We start from the raw sequence: 16,682 nt of genomic DNA on the forward strand, positions 1-16,682 counted from the left end.
TAACATGAAAAAACTAAGTGCTTTGCTGTTGGTATTTGCAACCGCCATACTGTTAGTAGGATGTGCGTACCCAGAAGAAGAAAAAAGGGCTAAGGTCACGCCTGATGTCGATCAACTAGCGGCAGTTCAACGTGCTGTGGATGAATACCGTGAAGCAACAGGTGGACTAGTACCAATTAAAAATAGCGAGCTAGATACGGATATCTATATCAAATATTTAATCGATTTTGAAAAACTTATGCCGAAGTATTTGACGACAATTCCTGGAAATGCCTATGAAAAAGGTGGTATATATCAATATATCATTTGGGACCCTGAAAATGAGGCATCGGTCAAATTAGTAGATTTAAACGCGGCAGAGCGTATACGTGAAATAGGTATTCGTAAACTATCTACACAGTATTTACCAATAAAAGGGTCAATTTCAGATAATGTTTATCAGATCAACTATAAAGATTTGGGTTATAAAACAGAGGTAACTGTAAAAAGTCCCTATTCTGGCGTCGAGTTACCGCTTTTCATGACTGGTGATGGTGAATTACATGTAGACTATGCTGTGGATTTAGGCCAGCTTTTAAAAGAGGATAAGCCGAATGTAAAGCCAGGTGATGATATTCGCCAACTGCTTGTCGACAAATTTCCAGTGGTGCCTGCCTATTCTATTCCATATACAGTGGACGAGAATGGAGAGCCTATCTATGATATGAAAACGTATAATGCGGATGTCAAAAAAGCGAAAGAATTACAAAAACAAGAGGCAGAAGCCGCCGAGAAAAAAGAGAAATAGCAAACAAGCTCCTTACATTTGTGAGGGGCTTTTTCATATTTGTCTACAGGCTCGCATATAGTGAAAAAGCGTAGATAAAGGAGGCAGAAACCTTGAGTGAAGCAGTATTTAGAGAAATTGCAGAGCGCACAAATGGCGATGTTTATATTGGTGTTGTCGGTCCAGTACGTGTAGGTAAATCAACATTTGTAAAAAAGGTAATGGAATCAGTCGTGTTACCAAACATTGTGGATGAAACGGAAAGAATGCGAGCACAAGATGAGTTGCCACAAAGTTCTCCGGGGCCAGTCATTATGACTGCTGAGCCGAAGTTTGTGCCTGCCCAAGCAACCCGTATTGTGGTCGGTGAAGATGAAATGCCATTCCAAATTCGATTAGCAGATTGTGTTGGTTATATTATCGATGGGACAAAAGGCTATGAGGATGAAAATGGACCAAAATTTGTTCATACGCCTTGGCATACGGAGCCAATTCCATTTCAGGAAGCCGCTAAAATTGGCACGGATAAGGTGATTCGCGATCATGCGAATATTGGTATTGTCGTAACGACTGATGGTACAGTGAACGGAATCAGTCGACGAGCAGCAGAGAAGGCAGAAGAGGAAATTGTAGAGCAATTAAAAGACATCGGCAAACCATTTGTCATCTTACTCAATTGCCAAATGCCTGCGAGAGAAGAAACGGTTCAGCTTCGCAATGAATTGTTTGAACGTTACAATGTCCCTGTTATTGCGATGTCCATTGATCAAATGAGAGAAACGGATATTCAATATATTTTACAAGAGGCGTTATTTGAATTCCCAATTCGTACCATTGAGGTGGAAAAACCAGACTGGCTGGATGTATTAGATGCTACACATCCATTAAATGTTGCATTGATTGATTCGATGGAGGAAGTCCTTTCTTCTGTTATGAAAATTCGAGATGTGCAACAGGCGTCAGATGCCTTTAAAGCCATTGACTTTATTGACCAAAGTGAAGTTGTTCATGTAGATGCAGGTGTAGGAACAGCTGTAATTCGGGTATCCCTACAGGGTGAATTGTATAAATCAGTTTGTAATGAATGGCTAGAAGAACCAATTGAAACGAAAAAAGATTGGTTACTCTTTATCAAAGAGGCGGCAGAGGCAAAAGAGGCCCAAAAACGCTTTAAAAGTGCTATTCACGATGCTGATACGACAGGCTATGGCGTGACATTGCCAATGATGCAGGAATTTGAGCCAACAGCCCCAGAGCTCATTAAACAGAATAATTTCTTCGGCGTACGAATGAAGGCAAAAGCGCCATCCTATCATATTATCCGAGTTGATATGGAGTCAGAATTTGCACCGTTAATTGGCTCAGAGTTCCATAGTCAGCAACTTCTAAAAGATTTAAATCATGCTTATTTACATGATCGTGATGCCTTATGGAATACACAATTATTTGGCACACCATTGCATGAAGTATTAAAAGAGGGAATTCGTTATAAAATGGATGCAGTTCCATCTACTGCCAAAAAACGTATGCGTCAGACGATTGAACGTATGGTTAACGAAGGAGATCGTGGTTTAGTAACATTTATTTTATAGTGATAAAATTCAGAAAAAATGCAAAAAATATACGCAGGGCTTTTCGTTTTTATGCGAAAAGTCCTTTTATTTTTGTTTTTTGGGTGAAAAACTGATTTTTTGGTTATAATCATGTATGAATACAGTTGCGTAGCGGTTTTCTATGTGTTACTCTTTTTACAGAATTGGTTCATGACCCTTTGAGAGGAGGTGAATGGTGTGAATAAAACAGAATTAGTAAACTCTGTTGCTGAAGCTGCAGGTCTTTCTAAAAAAGACGCTTCTAAAGCAGTTGAAGCTGTATTTGATACAATTCAAGATGCTCTTGCAAAGGGTGACAAAGTACAATTAATTGGTTTTGGTAACTTTGAAGTACGTGAACGTGCGGCTCGTAAAGGTCGTAACCCACAAACTGGTAAAGAAATCGAAATCGCTGCTAGCAAGGTGCCTGCTTTCAAACCAGGTAAAGCGCTTAAAGACGCGGTAAAATAATACACGTCTAGTAGTTACATAGAGCAGTCTTCATGTTAACGAACATGAAGGCTGCTCTTTTTAACTTCAAATTTGAATTTTACATAATAATATACAGTGATTTTCTTATCTAGAAGCGAATTTCTGATGAATCAGGTAAGTCATTTTGCGCTTACCTTTTGGATGTGCTACGATGCATAGGGAAATGTGTAATGTTTTGATATGCAGGAGGGTTTTTTGATGTCGAATATTGATTTATTAAAAATAGAAGAAGCGGTAAAAATGATTTTAGAAGCGGTAGGTGAAGATGTAAATCGTGAAGGTTTATTGGATACGCCGAAGCGTGTAGCAAAAATGTATGCCGAAATGTTCAGCGGCTTGCATGAGGATGCTAAAGATTATTTTAAAACGGTATTTCATGAGGATCATGAAGAACTAGTGCTTGTCAAAGATATACCTTTTTATTCGATGTGTGAGCATCATCTAGTACCTTTCTATGGCAAAGCACATGTTGCATACATACCAAATGACGGCGTTGTTGCAGGGCTGAGTAAGTTAGGACGTGCAGTGGAGACGATTGCCCGCAGACCACAACTGCAAGAGCGTATTACCTCTTCAGTAGCAAACACAATTATGGAGATGCTTTCGCCAAAAGGTGTCTATGTTGTGATCGAGGCTGAGCATATGTGTATGACAATGCGTGGATTAAAAAAACCTGGTTCTAAAACGGTGACATCTGTTGCACGCGGTATATATGAGGAAGATGAAGTGAAACGTAGAGAAGTACTATCATTTATTCAAATGTCTTAAATTGCGTGTCTAATTATGTTATGATGAACTAAGAATTTGTCGGATTTAAGGAGTGTACAAAGATGTCACAAGATTATATTGTTATTCAAGCAGAAGAAGATGGTGTACATGTCATTGGATTAACACGTGGAACTGATACGAAATTCCATCATTCAGAGAAATTAGATGCCGGCGAAGTAATGATTGCTCAATTTACAGAACACACGTCTGCCATGAAAATACGCGGTAAAGCGCAAATTCATACAGCACATGGCGTGATCAATAGCGAAGCGAAAAAATAAGAAATTTTGTTTCTGACGATAGGTTTTAATGCTGTTCAACGTTCTACAGCACATATAAAAACACTAGATGTGAAAAACTTAGTATAAGGTCTATGGGCAGTTAGCATTCCAACATTCAATTATGGGAGAGCTTTACTGCCTGTGCTATGAAGAAAGCAAATTTTTTTATTCCGCATCGTTGCGTATGCTATAATGACTCAGTAAGCAAGCGTTTGGCCTTGTATAGGGCTAACGTATCTGAAAGTGAAATGGAGTAAGGTCTATGAATGCAACATACATTCAAAATTCAATTGCACAGTTAAAAACAGAGATTTTCATGGATGTTCGTCATAGAACTTTGCAAAAATACACAGGTGTACCTGTGCTAGATGAAAATCAACTGTTTTATTTGTTAATCCCGTTTTTGAATGGTGAAGAGTGGCAACAAGAGCAACAAGAGGCTGCAATTACTGTTGGCATAGTGTACGCAGCATTAGCGGCTCACGATCATATAAAAGAATTAGATGCAACATCAAAAGAACAGCAGCTTACCGTATTAGCTGGGGATTTTTATAGTGGTCGTTATTATGAAATATTAGCAATGTCAGGGAATGTTGCATTGATTCGAAACTTGTCACAAGGTATTGTGGCACGATGTGAAAATCAAATTAAGGTTTATGAAAATAAACAACGAACAATGGAACAGTGGTATACATCGATGAGTACGATAGAATCTGGGTTAATTGCTCAATTTTTTGATCTTTATTCTTTCAGTGAATATATACCACTTATAGAAAAAAGCTTATTAATCTTGCGTTTAGAAAAAGAATGGACAGCTTATCAACGTGGGCAAATGTCTTTAATGGGTAAGGCACTAGAAGAAAGTGTCAGACGTAATGGCGCAACCTTTAATAGCGTCATCCAAGGGAAAATTGTGCATTTAAAAACAGAGCTATCACAGATCATTAATCAGGCTTCCTTTTTACAAAGTGATATCAAACAAGCTTTACATGCACATGTAGATGCATCCATTGCTTCTACTAACGGATAAGAGAGGTTTTTCAATATGGCTAAAACGAAAGAAGAACACGTTCACGAAGTATTTGAAAGTATTTCGGAAAACTACGATAAAATGAATGGTGTAATTAGTTTCCAGATGCATGTTGGCTGGCGTAACGATACGATGAAGCACATGGCTGTAAAACCTGGATCAAAAGCACTTGATGTATGCTGTGGCACCGCAGACTGGACAATCGCATTGGCAGAGGCTGTTGGTGAAAGTGGAGAAGTAAAAGGGCTTGACTTTAGTCAAAACATGCTGAAAGTTGGCGAAAAAAAGGTAGAGCCATACCCACAAATTGAACTCATTCATGGAAATGCGATGGAGTTGCCTTTTCCTGATGATACGTTTGATTATGTGACAATCGGCTTTGGTCTTCGCAATGTACCTGATTATTTACAAGTTTTGAAGGAAATGCATCGTGTTGTTAAACCAGGTGGAATGGTGGTTTGTTTAGAAACATCTCAATCTGAAATCCCTGGTTATCGTCAGCTGTTCCGTTTTTATTTTAAATTTATAATGCCGATATTTGGTAAAATATTTGCGAAAAGCTATAAGGAGTATTCTTGGCTTCAGGAATCTGCGAATGATTTCCCAGGTATGAAAAGGTTAGCGGCATTGTTTGAGCAGGCAGGATTAGAAAAAGTAACGTACAAAGCATACAGTGGCGGGGCTGCGGCAATGCATATGGGCTTTAAAAAGATACGTTAATGGGGGAAGGTTTTCACACGTGGAAAAGATGAAGTTAAAACTACTCTATTCCGATTTGAAATCAGATATCGAAATCATTGAACAAGAGTTAGAAAAAGCGGTGGACTCATCTTCATATTTGATCAACGATGCTTCTCTCCATTTATTACAAGCTGGTGGCAAACGGATAAGACCAATTTTTGTGTTACTAGGCGCAAAATTTGGTGATTATGACATTGAGAAGATGAAGGATGTAGCAGTGCCTTTAGAACTCATTCATATGGCATCGCTTGTACATGATGATGTCATTGACGACTCCAATATGCGAAGAGGACGCCCGACTGTCAAATCACAGTGGAATAACAGGGTAGCAATGTACACAGGCGATTTTATTTTCGCACGTGCGCTGGAATATATAACAAAGTTAGAAGACCCACTTGTTCATCAAATTTTAGCCCGTACGATGGTGGAGATTTGTAACGGTGAAGTCATTCAAATTGAAGATAAATTTAGATTAGATCAAGGTTTAAAAGATTATTTTAGAAGAATCAAACGTAAAACAGCATTACTTATTTCTTCAAGCTGTGAGCTAGGAGCTGTGGCAGCGGGGGGTGATGCTAAAACAGTTCGGCATTTAAAGCGCTTCGGCTACTTTGTAGGCATGAGCTTCCAAATTATCGATGATGTTTTAGATATTATGGCAACCGATAAAGAACTAGGGAAGCCAGCAGGTAGTGACTTACTACAGGGCAATATTACTTTACCGATTTTATTGTTGAAAGATGATCCGGAGATGCAACCATACTTAGTTAAAGTGTTTGCAGGCACGTTAACAGAATCGGAACGTCAAAATATGTTGCAATATGTGCGTAAATCTCATGCGATTGAGCAAGCTAATCGTATGAGTGATAAATATTTGAAAAAAGCCTTACAAGAAATTGATGCTTTACCAAAACATCCCGTTAAGAAAAAATTACGTGATGTAGCATTGTTCATGGGTAAGCGCAAATTCTAGCTTTTTGTTGTACAAAAGCTCATTTTTTGTTAATATTTATCGGTAGGTGTAAAACCTGTTAGACGAATTTAAGGAGTGTTTTAAACATGGCAATTGAACAAACTTTTTTAATGGTTAAGCCTGACGGCGTTGAACGTCAAGTAATTGGAGACATCGTTGATCGTTTCGAACGTCGCGGTTTTGTAATGAAAGGTGCTAAATTAATGGTAATTCCTAAAGAATTAGCAGAAAAGCACTATGCTGAGCATGCTGAGCGTCCATTCTTTGGTGAATTAGTTGATTTCATCACTTCTGGTCCTGTATTCGCTATGGTATGGGAAGGCGAGAACGTAATCAAGCTTGCACGTACAATGATGGGTGCAACGAAACCTGAAGAATCTAACCCAGGTACAATCCGTGGTGACTACGCAACAACTGTTTCTCACAACATCATCCACGGTTCTGACTCTCTTGCATCTGCAGAGCGCGAAATCGGCTTATTCTTCGGTGAAGATTTAGTTTAATTTGTGAATCTAAGAAGCGTAGCGAAAATAACTACGAATAGAACTCAATAAAAAAATCATCTATTTTTCCGATGTAACTTTTACCTTCTAACAAAAAATGTTAGGGGGTTTTTTATTTGTCAAAATCATTTAATAAAGTTAACACGCCTTGAGACACATAATAGTTTAGTTTTTGTTTTGTGGCAACCACCATTTATGGAGTGTTCCACATCCAGTGTAGTCAGTCACAGCGAAAAGAATCTTTGACAGACTACACTGGATGTAGAGGGAGAAATCTATGGAGGTTGCTCATCAAAAAATATGAAGAGGCAAATTATTTCTGGGAATTGACCTCATGTATATTTTAATTTCTTTATCATGCAAAATCGTTTATAAATGAATACAAATAAATCATCAAACCGGGCAATATCGAAACAATTGAACTGTTAGAAGAGCAAGTATTGCAGTAATTTCTAAAGCACTAGGACGTTCAGATTTGGTCGTGAAAATATAGTATTTGGGTATGTTGGTAGAAGAATGTAAAAAATAAGAACTGTAAGATAGTCTACTATGGTATTATATTAGTACTATTATATTATGAGGTGATTAGTTGTTTTGTAATCAATGTGGACGTGAAAATCCCGAGGATAGTAAGTTTTGTTCGGGGTGTGGAGGTTCTTTAGTTACTGATACTGGAACTAAGGATGATGAAAAAAATATTTCTGAAAAAAAAGGTTCAAAAAAGAAATTAATTATTAGCACTATTTTAGGATTATTATTAGTAATTGGTGGCATAGGAGCCTTTTTTGTTTATCAGAAAAAACAAGAAGAAAAAAGAGTTCAAGAGTATGTTGAAGAAATGGCGATTAACTCTTTTAACATGTATTTAGAAGTCTTAGAAAATGCGATTGTTATCTCTATGTACTCAGAAACATGGAGTGATGCGATTGATAATGGTAACGATTTTAATGTTGAATTAGCCAATTTAAAAGATGCATATAAAGAGAAAGGCATATTGCAAGAATTAACAGAAACTCAATCCGAAATCCAACATAGCATGAAGTATCTACAAGACGTTCCAGAAGGTTATGAAGAGGTATACGGAGTTTTAAAAGAAATGTATGGAGTATATGTTGAATTTGCTGATCAAGCTCAGTCACCAACAGGTTCACTATTATCTTTTAACAGCAAAACAAATGATTTATATTCTAAATTTAATAGTCTATTTGAAGAATATTTAATCACAATGCCAGCAGATGTAAAAGAAGAATATGAAACATATGTTGATAAAAATAAGAACAAAGAAGAGGAAGAGACAGAAGATACAGAAGATACAGAAAACTAGCATTGACCTGTTGCCTTAAGGTGACCATGTATAGGAGCGCTTTCTGTAACAAAAAGAAAAAATATTTAAATAAATAATATAGAAGGATAAGACGAGATTTATCGTAAATATTTGCGGAAGTTTTATATGTTTTGGATTCTAAGAAGGTATAAGCATAGTACCTCTTGCTTCTGCAGAGCGCGACTTATTCTTCGGTGAAGATTTAGTTTAATTTCGAATAGATCAAGCAATCTCAATTTTTTGAGATTGCTTTTTTATTGCGCAAAAAAGGAGAGGGATCATGCCGACGAATAATCTCTTACTAGAAACATATAGAATTGTTAAAAACTTCTTAGTCATGTACAATAAATAATGTAATATTCTGATAATTAAGTGAGGAATAGTTGAGTAGGCTCGTCAATAAACTATGAGGATGACGAGGAAAAGGGGTTATGGACATGAGAGAAGTGGTGATTGTAGCAGCTGTGAGAACTGCTATAGGAAGAAGTAAGGGCGCATTAAGTCAAGTTCGAGCAGATGATTTAGCAGCTGATGTATTACAGGAGGTTGTAAAGCGTGCAGGCATTGGTAAGGAACAAGTAGACGATGTCATTTTGGGATGTGTGACGCAAACAGCAGAACAAGGGGCAAATATTGCGAGGACCTCTTTATTAATGGCTGGATTCCCAGATAGTGTGCCAGGTGTAACCATTGATCGTCAGTGTGGTTCAAGCCAACAAGCCGTGCACTTCGCAGCACAGGCAATTTTAGCGGGGGATATGGACATTGTCATTGCTGGTGGGGTAGAAAGTATGTCAAGAGTACCAATGGGCTCAAACATGCAACATGCCCATGCTAGTAACCGCTTACAGGAAAATTATGATATTATCCATCAAGGATTATCAGCAGAGAAAATTGCTTCCCAATGGTCTTTATCGAAAGAACAGCTAAATAGCTATGCTTATCAAAGCCATCAACGGGCGATTTCCGCCATTAGAGCGGGTCATTTCCAAGCTGAAATACTACCCATTCAAGTTCCACAAGAGGATGGCTCAGTGACAACATTTGCGGTAGATGAGGGTCCTCGTGCAGAAACTACCGTTGACATTTTAAATGGATTAAAAACCGTCTTTCAAGAGAATGGCGCGATTACTGCGGGCAATGCGAGCCAAATGAGTGATGGGGCCTCAGCTGTAGTCGTAATGGCATTGGATAAAGCGAGAGAACTAGGCATTCAACCACTCGCTAAAATTGTGACAAGAGTGGTCGTGGGCTCTGATCCGACATTAATGCTGACAGGGCCAATCGAAGCTACTAGAAAAGCATTAGAACGGTCAGGGCTCAACATTGAGGATATCGACACATATGAGGTAAATGAAGCCTTTGCACCTGTGCCGCTCGTATGGCTGCATGAAATAGGAGGAGACCCACAGAAGCTCAATCCTGATGGTGGCGCCATTGCACTGGGACATCCATTAGGGGCAACAGGTACGAAATTGTTAACGACCATGCTCTATCGAATGGAGCGAGAGAATTATCGTTACGGCTTGTTGGCGATTTGTGAGGGAATGGGAATGGCCAATGCCACGATCATTGAAAAAATGTAAAAGGGGATATGTCTGATGAAGGAACATGAAGTGGTGGCAGTCGTAACAGGGGGTGCCTCTGGTTTAGGAGAGGCAACCGTTCGGAAATTAATAGGACAGGGTGGCAAAGCAATTATTTTTGATGTCAATGATGAGCGTGGACAAGCTCTAGTGGAAGAATTAGGTCAAAATGTCCTTTATGCACGAGTAGACGTCACAAAGGAAGAGGAGGTGGCGACTGGCCTTGAGCAGGCTATTGCAGCTTTTGGCAAGATCAATGTTGCAGTGAACTGTGCTGGCATTGCAGATGCGAGTAAAGTTATTTCGAAGCGTGGTATACACGCCCTTGCGTTATTTGAAAAAGTGATTGCTGTTAATTTAGTTGGCACGTTTAATGTCATCCGTCTAGTGGCAGAAAAAATGCAACATAATGAGCCAAATGAGGATGGACAGCGTGGCGTCATTATTAATACCGCGTCTGTGGCTGCATTTGATGGGCAAATCGGACAAGCTGCTTATAGCGCGTCAAAAGGTGGCGTAGCAGCCATGACGTTGCCAATTGCAAGAGAGCTTGCGGAAATTGGTGTCCGAGTGATGACCATAGCGCCAGGATTAATTGAAACACCAATGTTTGCTTCGTTACCTGAGCCTGCACGAACAGCTCTTGCTCAAATGACACCATTCCCTAAACGACTTGGTAAACCTTCGGAATATGCTCTTTTGGTTGAAAGTATTATCCACAATGGCTTGTTAAATGGAGAGGTTATTCGACTAGATGGTGCCATTCGCATGCAACCGAGGTAACGGCAAAATCTAGTTCAAATAGTTTTTGTTTTGATTGTTTCTAAAATCGTAGATGAAGGGAAGCGGTATCATGCATATGATGGATACACCTTTATTATTAACAAGTTTTTTGAATCGTGCAGAACGATTTTTTCACTCAAAGAAAATCTATTCTCGAACAAGTGCCACTACTATTCACGAATTTACGTATAAAGAATATGTCAAACGGACTCGCCGATTAGCCGATGCTTTGACGAAACTAGGGATGGATCGAGGAATGAAGGTGGGCACATTTGCTTGGAATCACCATCGCCATTTGGAAGCCTATTTTGCTGTACCATGTGCAGGAGCAGTATTGCATATGATTAATATTCGATTATCCCCTGAGCATATTGCCTATGTCATCAATCATGCCGAGGATGAAATATTATTAATAGATGATAATCTGGTGCCACTAATTGCACCTATCGTCTCTCAGCTGAAAACGGTAAAGCATTATATCATTATGGGTGATGCTGTTGCAGTAGAAACTTTACCGATTCCAAATGCTCTTTCCTATGAATCGCTACTTGCGGAGGCAGATGAACATTTCACATTCCCAGAAGATTTAGATGAAAATACACCTGCAGGCATGTGCTATACCAGTGCAACGACGGGCATGCCAAAGGGAGTAGTCTATACACATCGCAGTATTGTACTTCATAGTTTAACAGCTGGTCTCGCTGACAGTATTGCAATTTGTGAGTCGGATGTGGTGTTACCTGTTGTGCCAATGTTCCATGCGAATGCATGGGGATTACCATTTGCCAGTGTCGCATTTGGTTCTACACAGGTCTTACCGGGACCTATGTTTACACCACAGCTATTGCTAGAATTATTTGATGTATATAAAGTTACATTGACAGCAGGTGTACCGACCATATGGCTGGGCGTTCTACAGGAGCAGCGTCAAAACCCTCGTGACCTATCGTCTATGCGATTAATTGTTTGTGGAGGTTCTGCTTCACCAATTGGTCTTGTCCGAGGCTTTGAGCAAGAACTTAATATCCCTTACATGACAGGTTACGGTATGACGGAAACCTCACCTCTTGTAAGCCTATCCACGTATTTAACACATATGCAGGACTATACGGCTGATGAAAAAATGAATGTTCGGATTACACAAGGTATGACGATGCCACTTATTGATACAAGGATTGTCAATGAAAATGGTGAAGTGCCTTGGGATGGCAAAACGATGGGAGAGCTTACGATTAGAGGACCATGGATTGCTAATGAGTATTATCAGGATGAACGAACGGAAGAGGCCTTTAAAGACGGCTGGCTATATACAGGCGATATTGCTGTGATGACAACAGATGGCTATATAAAAATTACCGACCGTACAAAGGATTTAATTAAGAGTGGTGGCGAATGGATTTCTTCAGTAGAGCTTGAAAATGCATTAATGTCCCATCCAAAGGTCTTTGAGGCAGCTGTTATTGCCATTCCACATGAAAAGTGGTTGGAGCGACCGTTAGCTTGTGTCGTAGCAAAGCCAGAGTTTAAGGGTTCTATTACAAAAGAAGAGTTACTAGAGAGTCTACAGCACCAATTCCATAAATCATGGGTTCCTGATGATATTGTCTTCATTGACGAGGTACCAAAAACGTCTGTAGGTAAATTCTTGAAGGCTAAATTACGAGAAGATTTAAAAGAGTATCGCATACAAGTCTAACGATAATGGATAGAATGAGGGTGGTGAAAAACTACCTTCATTTTTTATTGGAATAAATTCCTGAAAAATGAAACTATTTTTTCCATTTTGCCGTATAATCAAAATAACGAAAGGAAGTGAACGGATTGTCAATTGCCATTGTAGCGATAATTGGGGGCGTCATTATTTCTCTAGCTGGAATTTTTACAGACGCTCGTACTAGACAACAAAAAATAAAACTGAAGGCTGTTGAAAAAGAAGTAGAATTAGAAAAGCTTAGGTTAGAAACTTATACGATTGAAACAGAAAAAATGAGACTTGAATTAGAACAGTCGAAAGTATTACTTTTAGAGGAAAAACAAAACGTAAGAAAGTAGATTTGCTTACATGAGAAAGACTATTTCAGGATTGGGGCTTTTCCGCTATAATGGTAATACGACGCTAGAGGGGAAGATGACCATATGTCTGATTATGAACAGTTTATAGAAGGTATTAAGCGCAAAACAGGAATAGATTTAGCGTTATATAAAGAAGCGCAAATGAAAAGACGATTAACCTCTCTTTATGAGAAAAAGGGTTATCGTAATTTTGTAGACTTTCTAAAGGCACTCGAACAAGATCGTGATTTAATGAATGAATTCTTAGATCGTATGACGATCAATGTTTCTGAATTTTATCGCAATGGAAAGCGCTGGGAAGTATTACAAAAGAAAATATTTCCGAAACTTTTACAAACTAATAAGCGTTTAAAAATTTGGAGTGCGGCTTGTTCGACAGGAGAAGAACCATATTCTTTAGTAATGGTATTATCTCAATTGGTGCCTTTATCTCAAATTCAAATTATTGCCACTGATTTAGATGAGAATGTGATACAAAAGGCGAAGTTAGGTGTCTACCCTGAACGCTCTTTAGCCGAGGTCCCAAGTGATATTAAAGCAAAGTATTTTGAACAAGAAGGCTCCTTCTATCGCGTGAAGGATGAGATTAAGCGTTGTGTAACCTTTAAGAAACATAATTTATTGAATGACTCTTATGATGGCAATTATGATTTAATTGTTTGTCGCAATGTCATGATTTATTTTACAGAAGAAGCGAAAGATCAAATTTATAATAATTTTAGTAAAGCACTGCGCAAGGATGGCGTTTTATTTGTTGGATCGACAGAGCAAATTTTTAATCCAGCACGTTATGAATTTGATGTAGAAGACACGTTCTTCTATCGGAAAAATAATTAATAATATGGATGAAAAGCTTTGTACAAATAACACAATTGTACATAAAGTTGACCAAGCATTAAACATAGATAATTCATACGCTTTTCGCTTATCATAAGCAAAGGCGTATTTTTTATAAAATTTAGCTAGGTGTTTTTTATAACTTTCATTCAGAATATTCACATTTAGATCTATGAAAATGGTAACTACTTAAAAGACATTCGTAAAAGGACTGTTTTTTTAAAGAATATATGTTATAGTGAAAAATACATACTTTAGCGAGTTGAAGGGAGAAAGTGTTTATGCGTTACTTAACAGCAGGTGAGTCTCATGGACCTCAATTAACGACAATTATTGAGGGTTTACCGTCACTCTTACCCATTACAGCAGAAAAAATTAATCACGATTTAAAACGTCGCCAAGGAGGTCATGGACGTGGGCGCCGCATGCAAATCGAAACAGATACAGTGGAGATTGTTGCTGGTGTTCGTCATGGTCAGACACTTGGATCTCCTGTTGCACTCGTTGTCACAAATGATGATTGGAAGCACTGGACTAAAATTATGGGAGCAGAGCCACTAGCTGATGATATCAATCCTGAAGATATCAAGCGTCAAATCTCACGTCCTCGACCAGGTCATGCAGATTTAGTTGGAGGCATGAAATATGGTCACCGTGATTTAAGGAATGTATTAGAGCGCTCCTCTGCGCGTGAAACAACTGTACGAGTAGCAGTTGGGTCTGTGGCAAAGGCGTTACTTAATGAACTAGGCATTTCCATTGTTGCACATGTTACAGAGATAGTGGGAATTAAAGCCGATACTTCTTTAATAGAAGGAAAAACAACAGAAGAAATTCGTGCAATTGTTGAAGCGGATCCTTGCTACTGTGTAGATCCAATCGCCTCTGCGAAAATGGTTGAGGCAATTGATGAAGCGAAAAAGGCCGGCGATTCGATCGGTGGTGTTGTAGAAATCATTGTAGAAGGCATGCCAGCAGGTGTAGGTTCTTATGTACATTATGATCGTAAGCTGGATGCAAAGCTTGCTGCTGCTATGCTATCTATTAATGCATTTAAAGGAGTAGAGTTTGGACTTGGCTTTGAAATGGCACGTCGAAAAGGTTCTGAAGTACACGATGAAATCATCTGGTCTGAAGAAGAAGGTTATACTCGTGCAACCAATCGACTTGGTGGCTTAGAAGGCGGTATGTCAACAGGTATGCCAATTGTTGTACGTGGTGTGATGAAGCCAATTCCTACTTTATATAAACCATTACAAAGTGTAGATATTGAAACAAAAGAGCCGTTTAAAGCGAGTGTTGAGCGCTCTGATAGCTGTGCAGTACCAGCAGCGTCTGTAGTTGCAGAACATGTTATTGCCTGGGAAATAGCGAATGCAATTTTAGAGCAATTCCATAGTGATCAACTACCACAATTACAAGCTCAAATTGACGAGCATCGTCAATATACAAAGGGGTTCTAAGTTATGCGTGTACCAGTAGCAACAAAATCGCATCAATATGAAGTTGTTCTTGGGCATCAATTTCTAACTGAAGCTGTGGAGGCATTTGCTGATAAACTTCAAAAAGCGGATAAGCTCTTTGTGTTTACTGATGTCAATGTTTGGGCAGCACAGGGAGAGTACTTCAAAGCAAATTTCCCGTACCACTTTGAGGTTTTTATTTTGCCAGGTGGAGAAGCGTGCAAAACCTTTGATCAATACAATGCTGCTCAAACATTTTTATTAGAGCAAAAATGCTCCAGAAAATCCTTCATTTTTGCTTTTGGAGGAGGAGCAGTTGGCGATTTAACAGGTTTTGTTGCGGCAACTTATATGCGTGGGATTCCGTTTATTCAAATTCCAACGACTATTCTAGCGCATGATTCCGCAGTTGGTGGAAAAACTGCCATTAATCATCCACTAGGAAAAAATATGATTGGCGCATTTTATCAGCCAGAAGGCGTGATATATGATACAGCTCTTTTAGAAAGTTTATCAGAGCGTGAGGTACGTTCGGGAACAGCAGAGTTAATTAAGCATGCCATGATTTCTGACCCGAACTGGCTGGAGGAATTAATGACAGGAGATTCGGTGATCCATTTTAATCAAAATGAACTAGCAAAGCAACTAAAAAAAGGAATTGAAGTGAAAGCACAAATTGTTGCTGAGGACGAAACAGAGCAATCCGTTCGAAAGTTTTTAAACCTAGGCCATACATATGGACATGCCATTGAGGCAGCTGCGGGTTATGGCAAAGTGGCTCATGGTGAGGCTGTTATGATTGGACTCGTCTATTGTCTTCTATTGAGTGAACGATATGGAGAACTTGATCGAACGTTCACCCAATCCTTTTTACAGTTTGCGATAAAAAACGGCTATCCTTTTAAGGCTGTGAGTGATTATTCATTTGAACAATTATCTAGCTACCTAATGAAAGATAAAAAAGCGGAATATGGCATTTTACAATTTGTTCTTTTGGATAAAATTGGAAAGCCTTTTGTCAAAGCTATTGATTTAGAAGAATGCCAAGAAATAGATGCTGAATATAGACAGTTATTAGCGGAGGTGCTTGTATGATTCGTGGACTTAGAGGAGCAATAACAATTGAATCTGACAAGCCAGAGCTTGTATGGGATGAGACAGCAAGATTAGTGCGTGAGGTTGTGGCAGCAAATAATGTGGACATTGATGATATCGCATCGATCCTCATTTCAACAACGCCAGATATTACCTCAGCATTTCCTGCTCGTGCAGTACGCTTGATGGATGGCTGGCAATATGTCCCTGTTATGTGTACACATGAGATGGATGTGCCAGAAGCGTTACCATTATGTATTCGTGTATTAATACATGCAAACGTAGAGGTTGCCCAAAAAGATGTAAAGCACTTGTATCTCAATGATGCAGTGAAATTAAGACCAGATTTGGCCCAGGCTAAATAAGTAGAGGAGA

At 38.9% G+C, this 16,682-nt stretch carries 18 protein-coding genes; all 18 read left to right on the forward strand.

Annotated elements, in window-relative coordinates; genetic code table 11:
- Positions 1 to 4: 4 nt before the first annotated feature.
- The 18 genes from LBYS11_RS06825 to aroH all read left to right on the forward strand — a co-directional run bounded on the left by LBYS11_RS06825 (position 5) and on the right by aroH (position 16,672).
- Positions 5 to 787 carry a hypothetical protein gene (locus tag LBYS11_RS06825; RefSeq protein ID WP_054550706.1) on the forward strand — a complete coding sequence of 261 codons (783 nt, stop codon included), beginning with the start codon at positions 5 to 7 and terminating at the stop codon, positions 785 to 787.
- A gap of 92 nt (positions 788 to 879) precedes the next feature.
- Entirely contained in the window at positions 880 to 2,358 is a 1,479-nt protein-coding gene (gene spoIVA / locus LBYS11_RS06830; protein WP_048389809.1) for a stage IV sporulation protein A, read from the forward strand.
- Between the two features lie 198 nt (positions 2,359 to 2,556).
- Positions 2,557 to 2,829: an HU family DNA-binding protein gene (locus LBYS11_RS06835; protein WP_004232618.1), complete on the forward strand. Its 273-nt coding sequence runs from the start codon at positions 2,557 to 2,559 to the stop codon at positions 2,827 to 2,829.
- Positions 2,830 to 3,048: 219 nt separating this feature from the next.
- Entirely contained in the window at positions 3,049 to 3,618 is a 570-nt protein-coding gene (folE, locus tag LBYS11_RS06840) for a GTP cyclohydrolase I FolE (protein WP_103117719.1), read from the forward strand.
- A gap of 62 nt (positions 3,619 to 3,680) precedes the next feature.
- Complete coding sequence (gene mtrB, locus LBYS11_RS06845; RefSeq protein ID WP_004232621.1) at positions 3,681 to 3,899, forward strand: trp RNA-binding attenuation protein MtrB; 219 nt, start codon at positions 3,681 to 3,683, stop codon at positions 3,897 to 3,899.
- A 262-nt stretch (positions 3,900 to 4,161) separates the two neighbouring features.
- Complete coding sequence (locus LBYS11_RS06850; RefSeq protein ID WP_103117720.1) at positions 4,162 to 4,929, forward strand: heptaprenyl diphosphate synthase component 1; 768 nt, start codon at positions 4,162 to 4,164, stop codon at positions 4,927 to 4,929.
- 15 nt (positions 4,930 to 4,944) lie between these two features.
- Positions 4,945 to 5,649 (forward strand): demethylmenaquinone methyltransferase, encoded by a 705-nt coding sequence (locus tag LBYS11_RS06855; RefSeq protein WP_048389815.1) that lies wholly within the window; start codon positions 4,945 to 4,947, stop codon positions 5,647 to 5,649.
- Between the two features lie 19 nt (positions 5,650 to 5,668).
- On the forward strand, positions 5,669 to 6,643 hold the full coding sequence (gene hepT, locus LBYS11_RS06860) for a heptaprenyl diphosphate synthase component II (protein WP_103117721.1): 975 nt from the start codon (positions 5,669 to 5,671) through the stop codon (positions 6,641 to 6,643).
- Positions 6,644 to 6,729: 86 nt separating this feature from the next.
- Positions 6,730 to 7,146, forward strand: coding sequence for a nucleoside-diphosphate kinase (gene ndk / locus LBYS11_RS06865; protein ID WP_004232627.1), 417 nt, complete (start codon positions 6,730 to 6,732; stop codon positions 7,144 to 7,146).
- Positions 7,147 to 7,735: 589 nt separating this feature from the next.
- Positions 7,736 to 8,470, forward strand: coding sequence for a zinc-ribbon domain-containing protein (locus LBYS11_RS06870; RefSeq protein ID WP_103117722.1), 735 nt, complete (start codon positions 7,736 to 7,738; stop codon positions 8,468 to 8,470).
- 437 nt (positions 8,471 to 8,907) lie between these two features.
- Entirely contained in the window at positions 8,908 to 10,056 is a 1,149-nt protein-coding gene (locus LBYS11_RS06875; protein WP_054550709.1) for a thiolase family protein, read from the forward strand.
- A 15-nt stretch (positions 10,057 to 10,071) separates the two neighbouring features.
- On the forward strand, positions 10,072 to 10,839 hold the full coding sequence (locus LBYS11_RS06880; protein ID WP_048389823.1) for a 3-hydroxyacyl-CoA dehydrogenase: 768 nt from the start codon (positions 10,072 to 10,074) through the stop codon (positions 10,837 to 10,839).
- A gap of 70 nt (positions 10,840 to 10,909) precedes the next feature.
- Complete coding sequence (locus LBYS11_RS06885) at positions 10,910 to 12,535, forward strand: long-chain fatty acid--CoA ligase (RefSeq protein ID WP_048389825.1); 1,626 nt, start codon at positions 10,910 to 10,912, stop codon at positions 12,533 to 12,535.
- A 125-nt stretch (positions 12,536 to 12,660) separates the two neighbouring features.
- Positions 12,661 to 12,891, forward strand: a complete 231-nt coding sequence (locus LBYS11_RS06890; protein WP_048389827.1) for a hypothetical protein — start codon at positions 12,661 to 12,663, stop codon at positions 12,889 to 12,891.
- A gap of 84 nt (positions 12,892 to 12,975) precedes the next feature.
- Positions 12,976 to 13,749: a CheR family methyltransferase gene (locus LBYS11_RS06895; protein ID WP_048389829.1), complete on the forward strand. Its 774-nt coding sequence runs from the start codon at positions 12,976 to 12,978 to the stop codon at positions 13,747 to 13,749.
- 281 nt (positions 13,750 to 14,030) lie between these two features.
- Entirely contained in the window at positions 14,031 to 15,212 is a 1,182-nt protein-coding gene (gene aroC / locus LBYS11_RS06900; RefSeq protein ID WP_066037620.1) for a chorismate synthase, read from the forward strand.
- Positions 15,213 to 15,215: 3 nt separating this feature from the next.
- Entirely contained in the window at positions 15,216 to 16,307 is a 1,092-nt protein-coding gene (gene aroB / locus LBYS11_RS06905) for a 3-dehydroquinate synthase (RefSeq protein WP_054550711.1), read from the forward strand.
- Positions 16,304 to 16,672 carry a chorismate mutase gene (gene aroH, locus LBYS11_RS06910; RefSeq protein ID WP_004232646.1) on the forward strand — a complete coding sequence of 123 codons (369 nt, stop codon included), beginning with the start codon at positions 16,304 to 16,306 and terminating at the stop codon, positions 16,670 to 16,672. The genes aroB and aroH overlap by 4 nt, the downstream gene beginning before the upstream one ends.
- Positions 16,673 to 16,682 lie beyond the last annotated feature (10 nt).

The organism is Lysinibacillus sp. YS11 (assembly GCF_002896375.1).
GTDB classification, from domain to species: domain Bacteria; phylum Bacillota; class Bacilli; order Bacillales_A; family Planococcaceae; genus Lysinibacillus; species Lysinibacillus capsici.